Below are 16,346 nucleotides of genomic sequence, written 5' to 3'. Positions count from 1 at the left end.
CGGAGTCCACCCTGCGGCGCCGGCGCAACGGGGTGATCGACTTGCTCGCCGCAAGGCTCCGCGTCTGGACCGGGCACTTCGCCAGATAGCCAGGCGCGGCGGGGAGGTCGTGCTGATCGACGGCACCCTGGTCCCCAACCAGCGCCGCACCGGAGCGGCGAACCGCCCGAACTGCTTGGGGAAGCCCCACCGCCATGGCCTACCCTTCCTCGCCCTGACCGACGAGAGGGGCAGGCTGATCTGGATCTCCGCGGCCCGGTCCGACGCACCCACGACGCCACAGCCCGCCGCGACGAGATCGTCGAGCAAGGCCGTCGGTCTCGGCGCGTCGGCCGACCTCGGCTTCATCGGCGTGGACAAGCCCGATAACCTCGATGACCTGGTCGTCGTCACCGGCTACAAGGCCACCCGCGTCAGCAAGGACGCGCCGGTTCAGGAGCAGGCCAACCGGATCCTGGCCGCCGGACGCGCCCCGGTCGAACACGGCTTCACGAACCTGAAGGCATGGCGTGTGCTCACCAAGCTCCGCACCGACCCGCGCTCGGCGCTGGTCAGTTCACCGGGCTTGCCCTCGCCCTCGTCCGCCTTCGCCCGGCGGTACCAGTCGCGCAGGGACTCGGAGGCGATACCGAGTTCCCCGGGCGGCGGCGGTTATCGGCTTGCCCGAGGAGTCCACGAGCGCGATCGCGTCCCGCTTGAACTCCTCGGTGTGCCGCTTCGTGTACTTACATCCCACCCGGTGCTACTTCCTGTGGAGCCTCAAGATCCCAGTCTCCAGGTGTCCACGATCAAGGGGAAGCTTCAACCACTTGCTGACCACGGATGCGGGACAGTGGTCCCTCCACCTGCACCGAGCGCAGCACGGTGGCGAATTGTGGCGTCTTGACGCCGACGGAGCCGTGCCATTTCCCTCGGGCGAGGGCGACGACCGCGTGTACTGGGACTACGAGGCGGCGTTCCCGTACGACGACACCGTGAGGTGGAATCGGTTCCGCCGGTTGGAGGTTTCCGGATTCGCCGGCGCGGCCGTTGGCGACGCGGTCGCGCTCGGCGGGGCGGTCGACCCACACGTAGTCGGTATCCGCTGCACGCACGCGGTGAGGCCCCGGCCCGTGGTGACCGACTCAACCAGCGTGTGAGGCAGGTCCAGCCATGAACATCCCGTGCGGGACTTGACGAAGCCGTCCGGGGGCGCGATGCCTCCTTCCGGTAAGGGTGCCTCACCGGGATGCGACCGCCGCGCAAGACCGCTTCATCCCGGCCCGTGCACCCCTGCCCTGACGGGCGTCTGAAATCGCGGCGAAATACCGGAAAGCGGCAGGGTGCTTGTGCTGCTCCCGCCTTGTCGCTCACCATGCGGGAAAGCGGACCGCCGGAGTGGAGAAAAGTGCGTGATGTCGCTGCCGGCGCCTTGGTGTACGCCAGGAGACGGGCTGGGAAGTTCGCGAGCCTCCTCGTCTCCTGGTGTTTGCCGCCGTTCCCGGAGCATCGGGGAGTGGTCGCCACGCGAAGAAGTTTCGGCGGTCCGGGCACGGAGAAGCCACAGAGATTCCACAGGTCAACGTCGGGACGACCCCCGGCGGCGGGACGCCCGGCGGGGTGCATGGTGCGAGGACGCGGGTCGAGGCCATTGACGTCCCATCCTGGGATGCTCCACACTTCCCCACGTGGACGCGGGTAGAACTGTTCCCGTGTCCCGAAGGCGCACACCATGGTCCGAAGGTGCACACCCTACGGGGGCGGCATGCGAACGGTTGGCGAAACGCGTCTCCTCGACATAAGACCCCGGCTGCGGAACGATGTCGTCTTCCTCCGCGTCGACACCGGGATCTACTTACGCAGTTCCGATACTTCATGCGTCCTCAAAGGCGCAGGCGCATATGAATGGATGTCGGCCCTCGGCCCCCGGATGAACGGCGTCTCCAGTGTCGCCGAGTTATGTGAGGGCCTGGACGAAAGCCGGCGCAGAACCGCTGTCGCATTGATGAAGGCCCTTCTCGACAAGGGATTCGCCCGCGACGTCCCGCAACCCGACGACAAGGTCCTGGATTCCGCGGCAGCGGAATTGTTCGCGCCGCAGGTCAATTTCATCGAGCACTTCATGCACGCGGACCAGCGGACACCGCAGGAGCTGTTCGCCCGGTTCCGCTCCTCACGCGTCCTGGTCAGCGGCCCGCCCGGGGACGTCCTTGCGGCGGCCGTCCGCGGCCTGCTGCGCAACGGCCTGGCCGAGGTCTTCGTGGACGACGCCTCCTGGGGGCGCGCGTTCGACGAGGAGATCACCCGTCTCGCCGATGCCGGCACCCCGGCCAAGATCGTCGTCCTGCCCCGGCCACCCGCGGACCTGGCCGCGTTCGACGTGGTCGTGTGCGCCGTCGACGGCGCACACAGCCGCGGCCTGCTCGATCTGACCAGGCGCGTCCACGGTGCCGAGGCAGGACCGCGGCTGCTTCCCGTCGTGTCGGACCGGACCCGGGTGGTGCTGGGTCCCATCAGCGGGCCGGCGGATCAACCGTGCTGGATGTGCGCGCAGTTGCGGCTCTCCGCCAACTGCGACCCCCGGCTCGCGGCGGACTACTGGCGCGCCATGGCGGTCGGTCCGGCCGCGGGCGAGCCCGAGCACGGCAGCGCGGTCGCCCGGAGCATGGTGGGCAACGCGGTGGCGTTCGAGATCTTCCGGCTGGGCAGCGGACAGTTGCAGCCCGACGACCAGCGGCACGCGGTGATCCAGGACCTGACCACGCTGGAGTCCCGGCGTGAGCGGGTGCTGCCGCATCCGGGATGCCCGCTGGGACACACACGGGTTGAGCCGGACGGGGACGCTCCCACCCGGCCGGCGGATGACAGCGAGGCCTACGGCCGGGCGGCCGTCCTGGTCTCCCCGGACGTCGGCGTGATGTCCGGATGGGCTGACGAATCGTTCAAGCAGATACCGCTCAAGATGGGCCGGGTGCGGCTGGGCCCCGCCGGGTCGCTGACCGACGGGCACCGCGAGATCGCCGCGTTCGACACCGACACGATCCTGGTCGCACGGACCCGCGCGGTGCGGGCGGCGGTGAGCTGCTACGTGGGCCGGCTGGGGCCCGTCGGGGCGGCGGGCACGAGCGCCGACGAAGCGACGGCCTTGCTGCCCGCCGGGCGGCTGGAGGTGTTCGGCGGCCTGACGGGGGAGCGGGAGTGGTCCGGGGGCGCCACGACACCCGCGGTGTCGCTGCACGACGGCAGCACGTGGCTCGTGCCCGCCGCGGCCGCCTATCCGCTCTCCCCGGCCAACGCCCGGTTGCGCTTCGAGCCCACCTCGGCGGGCGCGGCGGCGGACTGGACGCTCGAGGCCGTGCGGGAGCAAGGACTGTGTTCGGCGCTGGCCTACCGCGGCCTGGTCCGCGCCCTGACCCGTGAGGCCCCCGCCACCCGCCTGGGCGACTCCCTGCTCGCAGGCGACGACGAAGTGGCGTTCGCCCTGGGCAGCCTGCGTCACATCGGCCGCGAGGCCCGGGTGTACGCGCTGCCCGGCGCGGCGCCCGCCTTCACGGTGCTCGCCGTCGTCGAGGGCGGCCAGGAGGGGGCGGCCGACTGGGCCGTCGGCTCGGCTCTGTCGGCACGGGATGCCCTGCGCGACGCGGTGCGCGACGCGGTAGGCCTCGCCGTCAGCCGGCACTACGAGGGTACGCCGGCGGACCCGGGCGACCCGCTGATGGCCGATCTCGACCCCAGGGCGCTCCTGGAAGGCGAAGGCGTCGCGCAGTGGTCCCTCGACGGGCCCGCGACGCCGGTGCCCCAAGCGCTCGCACGGCTCGACGCGGACGGCACCCGCGCGCTGTTCGTCGAGACCACCACGATCGATCTGCACGCAATCCGAGGAATGGTCGCCGGCACGGTCCTGCTCGCCGCGCAGTAGGTGACCCCGGACTGACCCGCGCCCGCATCGGGCGCGCCACGGTTCCCGGAACGACCGTTCCGGGGTGACATCCCCACCACACCCATGGGAAGGATCGCCATGTCAGTTGAGCTCAAGGACGAGCTGAGCGCTCTGGAGAGCGCGACGTTCGAGATCGAGGAGATGACCGACGAGTCGGTCGAGCTGGCCTGGTCCAGCTCCAGCTGCTCCTGCTCCAGCTGCTGCTCCTGCAGCACCAGCTCCTGCTGCTCCTGCAGCTCCAGCACCAGCTGACCGCCGGCCGGCTGATCAGGGCGGGTCGCCCGGGTCCGCGGACGGACCGCCCGGCGTGACGTGACGAGTGCAGCTGCTCGCAGGGCCGGCGCCCTCGGCCGTGCGAGCAGCTGTTTCACCCACCCGCGTACCGATGAGCGTCTGAGTGGACGGATGACTTTGTGGTGTCGAACGCAATGACGGTCACGGCAGTCTCGGATGAGCCATGGGCACGGGCCGCCGATGTCCTGCGTGCTCACCTGAACGGACGGGCTCCCGCGGGGGTCGAGGTCGACGTCCGGGTACTCGGACTGCCCGAGGCGGCCGGAGGGCAAGGACCGCCGCCGGCGGAAGGACTGGTCTACCCGGTGCGCCTGTACGCGGGGACCGTGCTGCTCGGACCCCTCCACCGGGCGGACGGGAGGAGCCGGCCGTGCGGCCGGTGCCTGGACCGGCGCTGGCTGGCGCTGCGCCCTGTCGAGGAACGCAGGGCCGTCGAGGACGGCGCCGATTTCGTCGCCGGCGGTGAACCCGGCCTCGTGCCGCTCGTGCTGGACCACATCGCGCAGCTCGTGGCCGCGGAGACGGCCGGCGCCGAGCTGCCTCCCGGTGACCGGCGGATCGGCCGGATCGTCGAGCTGCGGACCCGCGACCTGACCGTCACCCGCCACGAGCTCATCGCCGACTCCGAGTGCGAGCGGTGCGCCACCCCACTGCCCGACACCGCCGAGGGCGCGGTGCTGCCCCTGCGGGCACGGCCGAAGTCGAGCCCGGTGAGCTACCGGGGAGCCGCCGCGGGCGACCTTCCCCTGCCGGTGGGCGGATACGTCAACGAGGTCTGCGGAGCGCTGGCGAGCGCGGCCCGCCGCGTCTACCAGTGCAGTGCGACCCTGCCGGTCAGCGGCTACTTCCGGGTGCGCAGCAAGTACGACTTCCACGAGATGTGGTGGAGCGGGCAGTCGCAGAGCTCGGTGAGCAGCGAACGGTACGGGATGCTGGAGGGGCTGGAGCGCTACGCGGGCCAGTTCCCGCGGGCCAAGCGCCCGACGGTGTACGCGAGTTACCGCGACCTGGCGCCGGACGCCCTCGACCCCGCGGCCCTGGGTGCGTACCGGCCGGAGTTCTACGCCGGACACCGTGACTACTACCAGCCGTACACCCCGGACACCCCGACCCACTGGGTGTGGGGCTACTCCTTCGGCGGACGGCGGCCGGTGATGGTGCCGGAGCAATTGGTGTTCTACCTCGACCGCCGTCCGGACCGGAAGTTCGTGCAGGAATGCTCCAACGGCTGTGCCAGCGGCACCAGTACGGAGGAGGCACTGCTGCACGGCATGCTCGAACTCATCGAGCGGGACGCCTTCCTGCTGTGCTGGTTCGCCGGGGCGAGGCTGCCCGAGATCGACCAGGCGACCATCGCCGACGAGGAGGTCCGGTTCGTGCTGGACCGCGTGGCGCGGCTGGGCTACCGGATGCGCCTGTTCGACATGCGGGTGGACGTCCCCGTACCCGCGGTGATGGCGGTCGCCGAGCGGCTGGACGGGGGGCTGGGCACCCTGTGCTTCGCGGCCGGTGCCAGCCTCGATCCCGTCGAGGCGGTGCGTGCCGCGATCTCCGAGACCGCCTCGTACATCCCCGGCATGGACGAACGGGTGGCGGCCAAGCTGCCGGCGCTGCGGGAGATGGCGGCCGACTACGACCGTGTGCACGAACTGACCGACCACGCCCTGCTGTACGGCCTGCCGGAGATGGCGCACGCGGCCTCGTTCCTGCTGGACGCCGCGCCGGCCCGGTCGATGGGCGAGCTGTACGGCCCCTGGCTCGCCCGGCGGCCCGCGACGCTGGACCTGGCCGACGACGTCCGGTTCGTGATGGAGCGGCTCCGGGACGTGGGCAGCGACGTGGTCGCCGTGGACCAGACGTGCCCGGAGCAGGACGGCACCGGCATCCGCACCCTGTGCGTGCTGGCACCCGGACTGGTGCCGATCGACTTCGGCTGGGAGCGGCAGCGCGTACTGGGCCATCCGCGGCTGCGGGCCTACCTCGACGGCCGCCTGGCCGAGGTCCACTCCCGCGCGAAGGGCTTCGGCCCCACCGGCCTGAATCCCAGGCCGCACCCCTTCCCGTGAGCCGTTCCCTGTGACCCGTCATGCGCGGACGGGCCCCGATCGTGGGCCGGACACGTCCGGCGAAGGAGGAGAGTCCGTGTCCGAGGACCGAACGCGGGTCGTGAGCGACTATGTGGAGTCGGTGTTCCGGCGCGGCCGGGAGCCGATGGAGCCGGTCGGTTTCACCCCCGACTGGGAGGACCAGCCGTCACGGCACAAGACCTACCTGGGAGTGCGGCGTTTCCCCCTCCCGCCGGGCGTCGGCCGCCCGCTGGCACCCACCGCGGACGTCGTCCTCAAGGAGCCGCCGCCCGGCCCGGGGCCGCTGTGGACCGCCGGGTCCCTGGCATCGCTGCTGCGGCTGTCGTGCGGAGTGCTGGACCGCAGGCTGCGGGTGAACTGGAACCAGGACAGCCACGTGCGGGTGCTCTACCCGGAGGCGCTGTGGGGCCGGGGCAGCGCCTCCGGCGGGGGAATGTACCCGCTGGAGGTGTACTGGGTGGCGGGTCCGTCCGGTCCGCTGACCCCCGGGGTCTACCACTATGCGACGGCGCACCACGCGTTCGAGCGGCTGGTGGCGGGCGACCTGACCGCCGAGGTCCGGGACGCCTGTGCCGGTGCCGGGAGCGCGGACGGCTTCCTCCTGGTGACGGTGCGGTTCTGGAAGAACGCGTTCAAGTACAACAGCTTCTGCTACCACGTGGTGACCCAGGACGCCGGTGCCCTGCTGGGGTGCTGGGAGCTGATCGCCCGGGCGACGGGGCGACGGCTGCCGCGCGTGCTGTGGTTCGACGACGAGCGGCTCAACCGGCTCCTGGGGCTCGTGACCGACGAGGAGAGCGTGCTGGCCGTCGTCCCGCTGCCGTTCGGCCCGCCGGGCGCTGACCCGGAGCCGAGCGCCGCAGCGGCCGGCTCCGCGGGCCGCGGCGGTCCGGCCGGCCGCCCGATCTTCGAACGGTCGGCGCGGACCAGGACGTTCGAGCAGGTGCGGCAGGTGCACCGGGCGGTCCTGGACGACCGCCGTCCGCGCCCCGACCCGGCGGTGGCGCGGCGCCTGGTGCCGCTGCCACGGGAGAACGGCGGCGAGGTGGAGCTGCCGCGGCCCCTGGCCGGACGACTCGACACGGACCTGGGCGAGGTCCTGCGCGGCCGGCGCACCAGCTTCGGCTCGTTCGTGGGGTCCCGCCCGCTGGGCCTGGACGAGTTGGCGACCGTGCTGGCCGGCACCGCGTCCGCGCAGAGGTACACCGCCGATGCGGTGCCGGAGGACGCCGGCCTGACCGGGCTGTACGTGCTGGCGAACCGGGTGGCGGGGCTGCCCGCCGGGAGCTACCGCTACGACGCGGGCGGCAGGCGTCTGCAGGTGGTGCGGCAGGAGCCGATCGCCGGGACGCTGCAGCGCAGCTACTACCTGAGCAACTACAACCTGGAACAGGTCGGCGCCGTGCTCGCGATCTCGGGCCGATGGCGCAGCACTCTGGAGGCCTTCGGCAGCCGCGGCTACCGCGTGCTGAACGCTGAGGTGGGAGCGCTGTCGCAGACCGCGTACACCGTCGCGGCGGCGCTCGGCGTGGGCTGCGGCGTCGTGCTCGGCTTCGACAACATCGCGATCGACGAGGCGGTCGGTCTCGACGGCGGTGACGAACGCACCTTCCTGTTCGTGCTGCTCGGGCACGAACGCACGGACCGCGCGGACTACGACTACCGGCTGGCATGAAAGGGACGATCCGTGATATCCAGCGCGATACCATCGGCGGCCTCTCCCTCGGAGCCCGCCGCGACTGCGCCGGGTCCCCGACGCACCGAAGGGGCGTGGCACCTCGTCCCGCGGTTCATGCTGCGGGTCGGCGGCCTGCCCTTCGAGGCCGCCGACGTCCTGGCCACCACGCAGAGCGCCGCGTGGGCGGACGCCCTGCTCGACGCCCGGCGGCGGCTGCGTGAACGCGGAGCCCGCCTCGCCGACGTCCTGCAGGAGCGGATAGCGGACTCCCTCGCCGACCCGTCGGCGCGCCGCACCCTGATCAATCTGCGCCGGGACGTGTTCAACTCCCGTATTCCGCGTGGTCTCGCGTCGGCGGAGCCGCTGCTGCCGGCGCAGGACGTCGCGGCACTGCGGGAATGGGCCGCCGAGCGGGAGCGCTGCGCGTCGCTGCTGAGCGGCGGCTCCGACGTCGTGGCGCGCGAGGTCGCGGCGAGCCGGCGGGAGCTGCGGCGGATCACGGTGGAGACGGATCTGCGCCACGGCATCCAGCTGTCCTCTCCGTCGCTCGACGAGTACCTGGACGGCTACGTGCGGCGCGACGGCGGTCCGCTGAGCAAGCGGGAACGCCGCATCGAACGGTCATTGCTGGAGTACCTCTACCGCACGGCGTGCAAGACCAGCCCTTTCAGCACGCTGACGGCGGTGTCCGCCGGCGGCTTCGACGAAGGCGTCGGCAGCTCCCTCGCGGCGCGGCTCAGCGGCTGGCACAAGGAGAGCCACTCCAGGCTCAACATCGCGGTGCTCGCCCGGCTCTCGGACCTGGCCACCGTCGACCCGCGGCTCCGCCGCGACCTGCCGGTGCGGGCCACCAGCGGGCTGCGGGTCGACCGCGACCGGGTGCGCTACCTGCGCAAGCTGCGCGGCGCCGACGCCGACGCCGACGCGGCGGTCACCTTGGACGCGGTGCACGAGAGCCTGTTCTACCTGCCCACCGGCGACGTTCTCGAGGACGTGCTCACCGTGCTCCGGGACGACGCCGAGCTGCGGTTCGGCGACGCGGTGGCCCTGCTGTCCGCCATGGGCCCCGACCGCCCGGAAGCCGATGTGGAGGCCTACCTCGCCCAGTTGCTCAGGCTCGGGCTGCTCGTCGTCCCGGGGCTCCGGATCGACATCCACGACCCGGACCCGGTCGCCACCTACGGCAAGGGCCTGCGGGCGCTGCGCACCGGCTGGGCGGACGACGTCGCCCGGCTCGTGGAGCACATGGGCGAGGACGTCGGACGGTTCGCCGGGGCCGACCTCGGACGCAGACGCCGGCTGCTGGGCCGGATCAAGGAGTCGGCGGCGGCGGCGCACCGGCTCCTGGGCCGGGCGGATCTCCCGGTGCTGCGCACGCTGGTCTACGAGGACACGACGCTGCCCGGGCTGGCGGTGACCGGTGACGCGCAGGCGTGGCAGGAGCAACTGACCCCGGACCTCATACGGTTGGCCGACATTCTGCCGGCCTTCGACGGCAACCTGGTGCGCCGCCTGGTGACCAAGGGGTTCTTCAAGGCGCGGTACGGCACCGGGGGGCGCTGCGAGGACTTCCTGTCCTTCGCCCACGAGTTCGGGCAGGACTTCTACGACAACTACAACCAGCGGCTCCTGCGTCACCAGCGCTTCGACGGCACCGCCTTCCGCCCCTACGACAACTGGTTCCGGCAGGAGGACATCACCCGCATCGACCGTGCCCGGGCCGCCGTCGCCGACGAGGTCGTACGGCGATACCGGGACCTGCCCTCCGGGGCCGACCTGGAGCTGGACGAGGAGTTCCTCACGACCGTCACAGCGACCCTGCCCCGCTCGCCCCGGGAAGAACTGCGCCCCCTGTCGTTCTTCCTCCAGCTCGCTCAGCAGGGCACGCAGGATCCGCTGGTCGTCGTCAACCGGGTCTACTCCGGCCTGACCCTGCTGTTCTCCCGGTTCGCACACTGCTTCGGGCCCGGGCTCACCGCGTCGCTGCGCCAGTCCCTGGAGACCGTCGCCCCGCCCGGTGCCGTCTTCGCCGAGCTCAAAGGCGGCTACGACACGACCAACCTCAACCTGCACCCGGCCGTCACCCCCTACGAGGTGGTCTGCCCGGGCGAGACCAGTTCCCGGCCCGGCGCGGAGCAGATCCCGGTGGAGGACCTGGTCGTCGAGCACGACCCGGCGGCCGACCGGCTGCTGCTGCGCTCGCGTCGCCTGGGCGTCGAGGTGATCCCCGTGTACCTGGGCTTCCTGCTGCCCATGGCACTGCCGGAAGTGCAGCAGGTACTGCTGAACTTCTCGTACACGAGCATGGTGCAGCTCGACCTGTGGGAGGGCACCGGCCTGCGGGAGACACAGGACGGCCCGCTGCCCCGGATACGCCTCGGCAACGTCGTGGTGCAGCGCAGGACCTGGCGGTGCGCGGCGGACCGGCTGCCCGCGGTGACGCCCGGGCAGCCGGACCACGAGTGGTTCCTGGCCTGGCGGGAGTGGCAGCGGCGCATGGGCCTTCCGCGTCGCGTCTTCGCGAGCCCGGGCGGCGAGCACAAGCCCCTGTACGTCGACTTCGACGCCTACCCGAGCGTGCGCCTGCTCGACGCGGCCGTCCGCAAGAGCGCCTCCCCGGTGGTCCTCACCGAGATGCTGCCCGGCCCGGACGAGCTGTGGCTGCGCGACGACCGGAACCGATACGTCACCGAGTTCACGGTGGAGCTCGACCACATGCCCACGGAGCGCTGATGACCGGCAAAGACACCCTCCTCGCAGGCAGCGTCCCCGGCACGGAGACGGACGGGAACGGCTGGATCAGCCTGCACGTCTTCTACGCGGCGAACGCCAACCCGGTACTGGTGCACTGCGTGCGGCCGCTCGTCGCGCGGCTGCGCGAACAGCGCCTGCTGCGTTCCTGGTTCTTCATCCGCTACTGGCTGGAGGGCCCGCACATCCGGCTGCGCCTGCTGCCGGCCGACGCCGCGGCGGCCGGCGAGGTGGCAAGGATCGCCGAGGAGGCGCTCGCCGACTTCCTGCGCCGCCGCCCGGCCCTGTACGAGGAGGACCGCAACGCCAGCGGCGACCTGTACCGGAACATGTTCCTCGCCGAGTACAGCCAGGAACGCTGGGACGCGTTGTACGGACCGGACGGCACGATGCCCTTCCGGGACAACAACAGCGTCGCGCGCATCCCCTACGAGCGGGAGCTGGACCGGTACGGCGGCACCACCGCCATGGAGCTGGCCGAATGGCACTTCGAGCAATCCAGTGACCTGGTGGTCACCCTGCTGGAGAGCACCAACGTCCACGTGCGCACCGTGCTGCTGGGCCAGGCCGTCCAGCTGACGGCCGGTCTGTGCTTCTCCTTCCTGGGGGACCACGGCGAGGTGGCCCGCTTCCTGACCCGCTATCGCACCATGTGGGAGACCTCCTATCAGGAGCCGAGCGACAGCCAGCACGAGCGCTTCGACCGCAGCTATCACCGGATGCGCGACCGGCTCGTCTCCCGGCTGCGGCACGTGGGGGACAGCGTCCGCGACACGCCCGGCGCGGCTCCCACCCCGCTGGAGCGGTCCTGGCTCGGCCACTGCGCCGACCTGCGCGAGAAGGTACTCGCGCTGTCCGGCGCCGGCGTCCTGGCCTTCCGCGACGGCGCGGCCCCCGACCCCCAGGCCGCCTTGGCCATCGTCCTCAGCTCCTACGTCCACATGACCAACAACCGGCTCGGCGTGAGCATCCTCGACGAGATCTACCTGTCGTACGTCATGGACAAGGCGCTGTCGGACATGGCCGCGCAGGAGGTGCCACGGTGACCGCACAGCAACTGCCCCGGCTCCGCCAGGAGGTCGTGCTCGGCCCCGCCCTGCGGACCGGCCCGAAGACGGTGCACCACGTCAAGGACGCCCGTACCGGCTGCTACTACCGGGTCGGCCCCCGCGAGCACTTCATCATGGGCCTCATGGACGGCCGCCACACCCTCCAGGACATCGGACGCCGGTACAGCGACACCTACGACCGCCGACTGGGCCCGGACCACTGGGGGCAGATCTTCACCCTCCTCGGCCGCTACCAGCTGCTCGACGGGCATGCCGACACCGCGGTCCTCGACAAGCTGAGGAAGGCCCGCGAGGACAAGGAGTCCGCGCGGCAAGGGTGGCTGCGGCGGCGCTGGGTGCTGCTCCGGCCCGACCGGCTGTGCGCCGCCCTGGCGACGCGCCTGGCCTTCGCCTTCCGTGCCGGGTTCGTGATACCCGCGCTGATCCTGGTCGCCGCCGTACAGGTACTGGTCTGGACCCACGCGGCCACCCTCAGCACCGAGGCGGCCCACCAGCGCACATGGGCGATCTCGATACCGGTCTCCGTACTGCTCGTCTGGGTGATCACCGCGCTGCACGAATTCGCGCACGGCGTGACCTGCCGCCACTTCGGGGGCACGGTCACGGAGATCGGGGTCAGCTGGCGGTTCCCCATGCTGGCCCCCTACTGCCGGACCGACGACATCGTGCTGTTCCACCGCCGCAGAGCCCGAGTGGCGACGGCGTTCGCCGGGGTCATGGTGAGCCTGCTGGCCATGGTGCCGGTCGCCGGATGGTGGTGGCTGACCCGCGACGGCGGTCCGGGCCATTCGCTCGCCGCCGGGGTCCTGCTGTTCGGCAGCGCGGGCTCGCTGCTGAACCTGCTGCCGTTCCTGCGATCGGACGGATACGTGATGCTGACCCACGCGCTCGACCTGGCCGACCTGCGCGGCGAGAGCTACCGGTTCTGGCGGCTGCTGCTGCGCCGGGGCGACCCCGCCGCGCGCGAACGACTCAGCGTCTACCCGGCCCGCGACGCCCGCGCGTACGCCGCCTACGGGCTGGTCTCGCTGCTGTTCGCGCTGTCGGTCTACGGCTGCCTGATGTGGTTGTGGTTCGCCACACTCGAACGCTGGACGGGACCGGTGTGGGCCGTGGTGATCCTCGCCGCCGAGACCGCCGTCGTGGCGGTCCTGGTCCTCGCGGCGGCCCGAGCCCGTTCCGGCGGACGGCGGGCCGCCGATGCGTGACGGCCTCGCGGTCCGCACCAGCGGACTGACCAAGCGGTACCGTCCGCAGGCCGGTGTGTTCGACCTCGACCTCGTCGTGCGCACCGGAGAGGTCTATGGCTTCCTCGGGCCGAACGGGTCCGGGAAGACCACCACCATGCGGATGCTCGTGGGACTCGTCCGGCCGACGTCGGGCACCGCCTCGGTGCTCGGCCACCCCGCCGGCAGCTCCGCGGGCCTGCGGGGCGTGGGCGCGTTGATCGAGTCACCCGCCCTGTACCCGCACCTGTCCGGGCGCGACAACCTGCGCGTCCTCGCCCGATACGCGGCCGTTCCCCCCGGCCGCGTCGACGACGTGCTCGAGGAAGTGGGCATGGCCGCGCGAGCCGATGTCGCCTTCCGCGCGTACTCGCTCGGCATGCGGCAGCGGATCGCGGTGGCGGCAGCGCTCCTGAAGGACCCGGCCCTGCTGATTCTCGACGAGCCGACCAACGGTCTGGACCCGGCGGGCGTCGCCGGCATACGGGAGCTCATCACGGGGCTGCGCCGTCACCAGCGCACCGTCCTGCTGTCGAGCCACCAGCTGGCCGAGGTGGAGCACGTGTGCGACCGGGTGGGCGTCATGCGTCACGGCCGGCTGGTCGCGGAGGGCACCGTCGCGGAGCTGCGCCGGGGCGCCGGACACGAAGGCCTGACGCTCACCGTCGACGAGCCGGCACGCGCCGCCGACCTGCTCGCGCGGCTGCCGTCCGTCCGCTCGGCGACCGTGGACGACGGGAAGGTGCGCGTGGCCGTCGACCCCGGCCAGGCGGCGGCCGTCAACCGGCACCTCGTGGAGAACGGACTGGCCGTCAGCGAGCTCCGCCGGCAGACGGTCTCCCTCGAGGAGGCCTTCTTCGAGCTGGTCGCGGACCAGCCTTCATCGGGAACGGGAACGGAACGCCAGGGAGTGGTCAACCGGTGAACGCCGTGGTGCGGGCGGAGCTGCTGGCGGCACGCAAACGCCCCGGCGTGTGGATCGTCGGCGGCGCGTGGATCGCCCTCGCCCTGGTCTTCGGCACGGTGGTGCCGGCCGTCGTCTACCTGGCCGTACGGAACCGGCCGCCCGGCACCGCCGGTGACCCGCAGGAACTGATCGACGGCCTGCTTCCGGACCGCTTCCTGTCGGGGACCGTGGCCCTGTACCCGATGTTCGGCAGTGCACTGATGCTGATCCTCGGCGCGGTGCTCACCGGAGGCGAGTTCCGGTGGGGAACCTGGGGGACACTTCTGGTCCAGCGGCCCGGCCGCACGGGCGCGGTCCTCGGCAAGGCGGCGTCCGCGGCGGTGGTGGTGCTCTGCGTCACGGCACTGGTGGTGGCGCTCGGCGCCGCATCCGGCGCCGTCGCCGCGGTGCTGACCGGCCGGGCGGCGCACTGGCCGGACGTGTCGAGCCTCGCGGCCGCAGTCGCGGCCGCCTGGCTGATCAGCATGGCCGCGGCGAGCCTCGGCATGTTCCTGGCGATCCTGCTGCGCGGCACCGGTGCCGCCATCGGGGTGGGGCTGCTGTGGCTGCTGGCGGTGGAGAACCTGGTCTCCGGGCTGGCCGGGACCCTGCCGGTGCTGAAGGGGCTGCAGCGGCTGCTGATCGGGCCGAGCGCGGGCTCGTTGGCCGCCGCCCTCGACCCGTCAGGCACGGCCGGCACCTCGGTTCCCGGGGTGGTCTCGGTGTCGGGACCCGTCACGGCGAGCCTGGTTCTGACGGCGTACATGGCGGTCTTCCTCGGCCTGTCCGCCCTGCTTCTCAACCGGCGCGACGTGGCCTGAAGGCCCGCCCGCCACGGGCGAAGCGCACCGTCGGCGGCGGGCGTCCACGCACCCCGGCCCGCCCGCCACGGCCTGGTGCCCCGCAGCGGGGGACGGTACAGGGAACGGTCTGGTTCCGTTGCGGGAGGGGCCGGCCCCGCACCCGCCCGGACGCGGTCGCCGGCGACAACGCGTACTCCTCGCCGAGCTGTACAAGGACCGCAACACCGTCGAGCGGTGCATCAACCGGCTGCGCAACTGGCGCGGGATCGCCACCCGCTACGACAAGTCTCCCGAGAGCCACCTGGCCTGACTCCACTTGTGCGGCACGATGCCGCGGCTACGCGGCATCACCGGACCGGCGTGACCAGTGGCCTCATTCCCGGCCCAGGAAGCACGACAGCAGTCGCCTGAAGTCGTGCGGGTGCTCGAGCGCCGGCACGTGCCCGCATCGGCCGAGCACGTGCAGACGGACGTCGGTCAGGCGTTCGAGCAGGGGCAGGGCTGCCGTCCCGAGCGGGGTGACTCGGTCCTCGGCGCCGTGGACGAGCAGCACGGGCGCGCGGACCGCTGCCAGCGTTTGCGCCGAGAGGGTGAGCTCGTCGGCCCAACGTGCCCTAGGTGGTGGGAACAACGAGGCGAATGCGGCCGCCCCCGCTCGCATCGCAGCTGCACGGGCAGCGACGGCCGACTCGGTCACGAGCGCTTGGTCGAGGACGAGGCGACTCAACATGTCTCGTGCCCCGAGCGGGCCGGCGGGGGCGGCCCAGACCGCGTCGAGCTCGGCGGACAGCGGCGCCCCGGGGGCGCCCATCGTCGAGACCGCCACGACACGGGTGACCTGCTGGGGACGCGCGGCCGCCAATGCCAGCGCCACGGCACCGCCCATGGAGTGGCCCACCACGGTGTAGTGCTCGACACCGAGAGCATCCATCAGGCCCGCGGCCTGCTCCGTCCACAGCCGGAGCCCGCCCCTGGAGCCCGCCGGGATTGGCGTACGGCCGAACCCCGCCTGGTCAGGAGCCACCAGGTGCCAGGACGTGCCCAGCGCCCGTGCCGTCGTGGCCCAGGCGCCGGAGCCGGTCGTACCGGGTCCGGAGCCGTGCAGCATCAGCACCGCGGGCCCGGTGCCGCTCTCCATGACGTGGACGGGGGAGCCGTCGACTGTGATGGTCCGAGGTGCCGTCACTGGAACAGGTCAGGTGTGGTCATGCCGATGCGGAGTTGATGGATTTCGAGAAGAGCTCCATCATCGCCGCGCCGAATTGCGGCATGTCGGGCCATCCGCGGCAGGAGACGAGGTTGCCGTCCACGACGTCGGGAGCGTCGATGACCGTTGCGCCCGCGTTCTCCATGTCACCGGTGATGGGGGGGAAGCACGCCGTCTTGCGGCCNTTNAGCAGTCCGTACACAGCCGGCACCTGCGCGCCGTGGCAGACCAGCGCGATCGGGAGGTTGCGCGCGAAGAAGTGCTCGGTGATGCGCCTGACGTCGGCGTCGACCCGGATCCACTCGGGGGCGCGTCCGCCGGGGATGATGAGGGCGTCATAGCGCTCGACGTCGACCTCGGCCCAG

At 72.0% G+C, this 16,346-nt stretch carries 13 protein-coding genes and 1 pseudogene; 12 read left to right on the top strand and 2 right to left on the bottom strand.

What is annotated here, in order from left to right:
* Window positions 1-109 precede the first annotated feature (109 nt).
* From B085_RS50075 to B085_RS48705, 12 genes and pseudogenes are all read left to right on the top strand, one after another.
* A complete protein-coding gene (locus B085_RS50075) occupies window positions 110-886 on the top strand; it encodes a transposase family protein (RefSeq protein WP_199789221.1) in 777 nt (258 codons plus the stop codon).
* Window positions 873-1,139, top strand: coding sequence for a hypothetical protein (locus tag B085_RS0119165; RefSeq protein WP_158689767.1), 267 nt, complete (start codon window positions 873-875; stop codon window positions 1,137-1,139). Before B085_RS50075 ends, B085_RS0119165 begins: the two co-directional genes overlap by 14 nt.
* An 845-nt stretch (window positions 1,140-1,984) precedes the next feature.
* The gene (locus tag B085_RS0119160) at window positions 1,985-3,898 is read left to right on the top strand and encodes a TOMM precursor leader peptide-binding protein (RefSeq protein WP_018560192.1); all 1,914 of its coding nucleotides are present in this window, start codon (window positions 1,985-1,987) and stop codon (window positions 3,896-3,898) included.
* Window positions 3,899-3,997: 99 nt separating this feature from the next.
* Window positions 3,998-4,171 carry a hypothetical protein gene (locus tag B085_RS42945; protein ID WP_018560191.1) on the top strand — a complete coding sequence of 58 codons (174 nt, stop codon included), beginning with the start codon at window positions 3,998-4,000 and terminating at the stop codon, window positions 4,169-4,171.
* 176 nt (window positions 4,172-4,347) lie between these two features.
* On the top strand, window positions 4,348-6,279 hold the full coding sequence (locus tag B085_RS42940; protein WP_018560190.1) for a TOMM precursor leader peptide-binding protein: 1,932 nt from the start codon (window positions 4,348-4,350) through the stop codon (window positions 6,277-6,279).
* A 76-nt stretch (window positions 6,280-6,355) separates the two neighbouring features.
* On the top strand, window positions 6,356-7,975 hold the full coding sequence (locus B085_RS0119145; protein ID WP_018560189.1) for a SagB family peptide dehydrogenase: 1,620 nt from the start codon (window positions 6,356-6,358) through the stop codon (window positions 7,973-7,975).
* 117 nt (window positions 7,976-8,092) lie between these two features.
* Entirely contained in the window at window positions 8,093-10,711 is a 2,619-nt protein-coding gene (locus B085_RS0119140; RefSeq protein WP_018560188.1) for a lantibiotic dehydratase, read from the top strand.
* A complete protein-coding gene (locus B085_RS0119135) occupies window positions 10,711-11,775 on the top strand; it encodes a thiopeptide-type bacteriocin biosynthesis protein (RefSeq protein ID WP_018560187.1) in 1,065 nt (354 codons plus the stop codon). Before B085_RS0119140 ends, B085_RS0119135 begins: the two co-directional genes overlap by 1 nt.
* On the top strand, window positions 11,772-13,007 hold the full coding sequence (locus B085_RS45710) for a M50 family metallopeptidase (RefSeq protein ID WP_018560186.1): 1,236 nt from the start codon (window positions 11,772-11,774) through the stop codon (window positions 13,005-13,007). Before B085_RS0119135 ends, B085_RS45710 begins: the two co-directional genes overlap by 4 nt.
* The gene (locus tag B085_RS0119125; RefSeq protein WP_018560185.1) at window positions 13,000-13,950 is read left to right on the top strand and encodes an ABC transporter ATP-binding protein; all 951 of its coding nucleotides are present in this window, start codon (window positions 13,000-13,002) and stop codon (window positions 13,948-13,950) included. The genes B085_RS45710 and B085_RS0119125 overlap by 8 nt, the downstream gene beginning before the upstream one ends.
* The gene (locus B085_RS42930) at window positions 13,947-14,792 is read left to right on the top strand and encodes an ABC transporter permease (protein ID WP_018560184.1); all 846 of its coding nucleotides are present in this window, start codon (window positions 13,947-13,949) and stop codon (window positions 14,790-14,792) included. Before B085_RS0119125 ends, B085_RS42930 begins: the two co-directional genes overlap by 4 nt.
* A 181-nt stretch (window positions 14,793-14,973) precedes the next feature.
* Window positions 14,974-15,084, top strand: a pseudogene (locus tag B085_RS48705) (IS5/IS1182 family transposase); the annotation flags it as partial.
* Window positions 15,085-15,147: 63 nt separating this feature from the next.
* Here the strand turns inward: B085_RS48705 and B085_RS0119110 are convergent.
* Entirely contained in the window at window positions 15,148-15,960 is an 813-nt protein-coding gene (locus B085_RS0119110) for an alpha/beta fold hydrolase (RefSeq protein ID WP_018560183.1), read from the bottom strand.
* Between the two features lie 19 nt (window positions 15,961-15,979).
* On the bottom strand, window positions 15,980-16,346 hold a 367-nt coding region (locus tag B085_RS0119105), incomplete at its 5' end, for a DJ-1/PfpI family protein (protein WP_018560182.1).

It is taken from the genome of Streptomyces sp. BoleA5 (assembly GCF_000373665.1).
Lineage (GTDB): Bacteria > Actinomycetota > Actinomycetes > Streptomycetales > Streptomycetaceae > Actinacidiphila.
This window is presented reverse-complemented; position numbering and strand designations above follow the sequence as displayed.

Bases quoted from the DNA above. Each gene is read 5' to 3' on its own strand.
- B085_RS0119160 (WP_018560192.1), top strand. From the start codon at position 1,985: ATGAAGGCCCTTCTCGACAAGGGATTCGCCCGCGACGTCCCGCAACCC.
- B085_RS0119135 (WP_018560187.1), top strand. From the start codon at position 10,711: ATGACCGGCAAAGACACCCTCCTCGCAGGCAGCGTCCCCGGCACGGAG.
- B085_RS0119125 (WP_018560185.1), top strand. From the start codon at position 13,000: ATGCGTGACGGCCTCGCGGTCCGCACCAGCGGACTGACCAAGCGGTAC.
- B085_RS42940 (WP_018560190.1), top strand. From the start codon at position 4,348: ATGACGGTCACGGCAGTCTCGGATGAGCCATGGGCACGGGCCGCCGAT.
- B085_RS0119140 (WP_018560188.1), top strand. From the start codon at position 8,093: ATGCTGCGGGTCGGCGGCCTGCCCTTCGAGGCCGCCGACGTCCTGGCC.
- B085_RS42945 (WP_018560191.1), top strand. From the start codon at position 3,998: ATGTCAGTTGAGCTCAAGGACGAGCTGAGCGCTCTGGAGAGCGCGACG.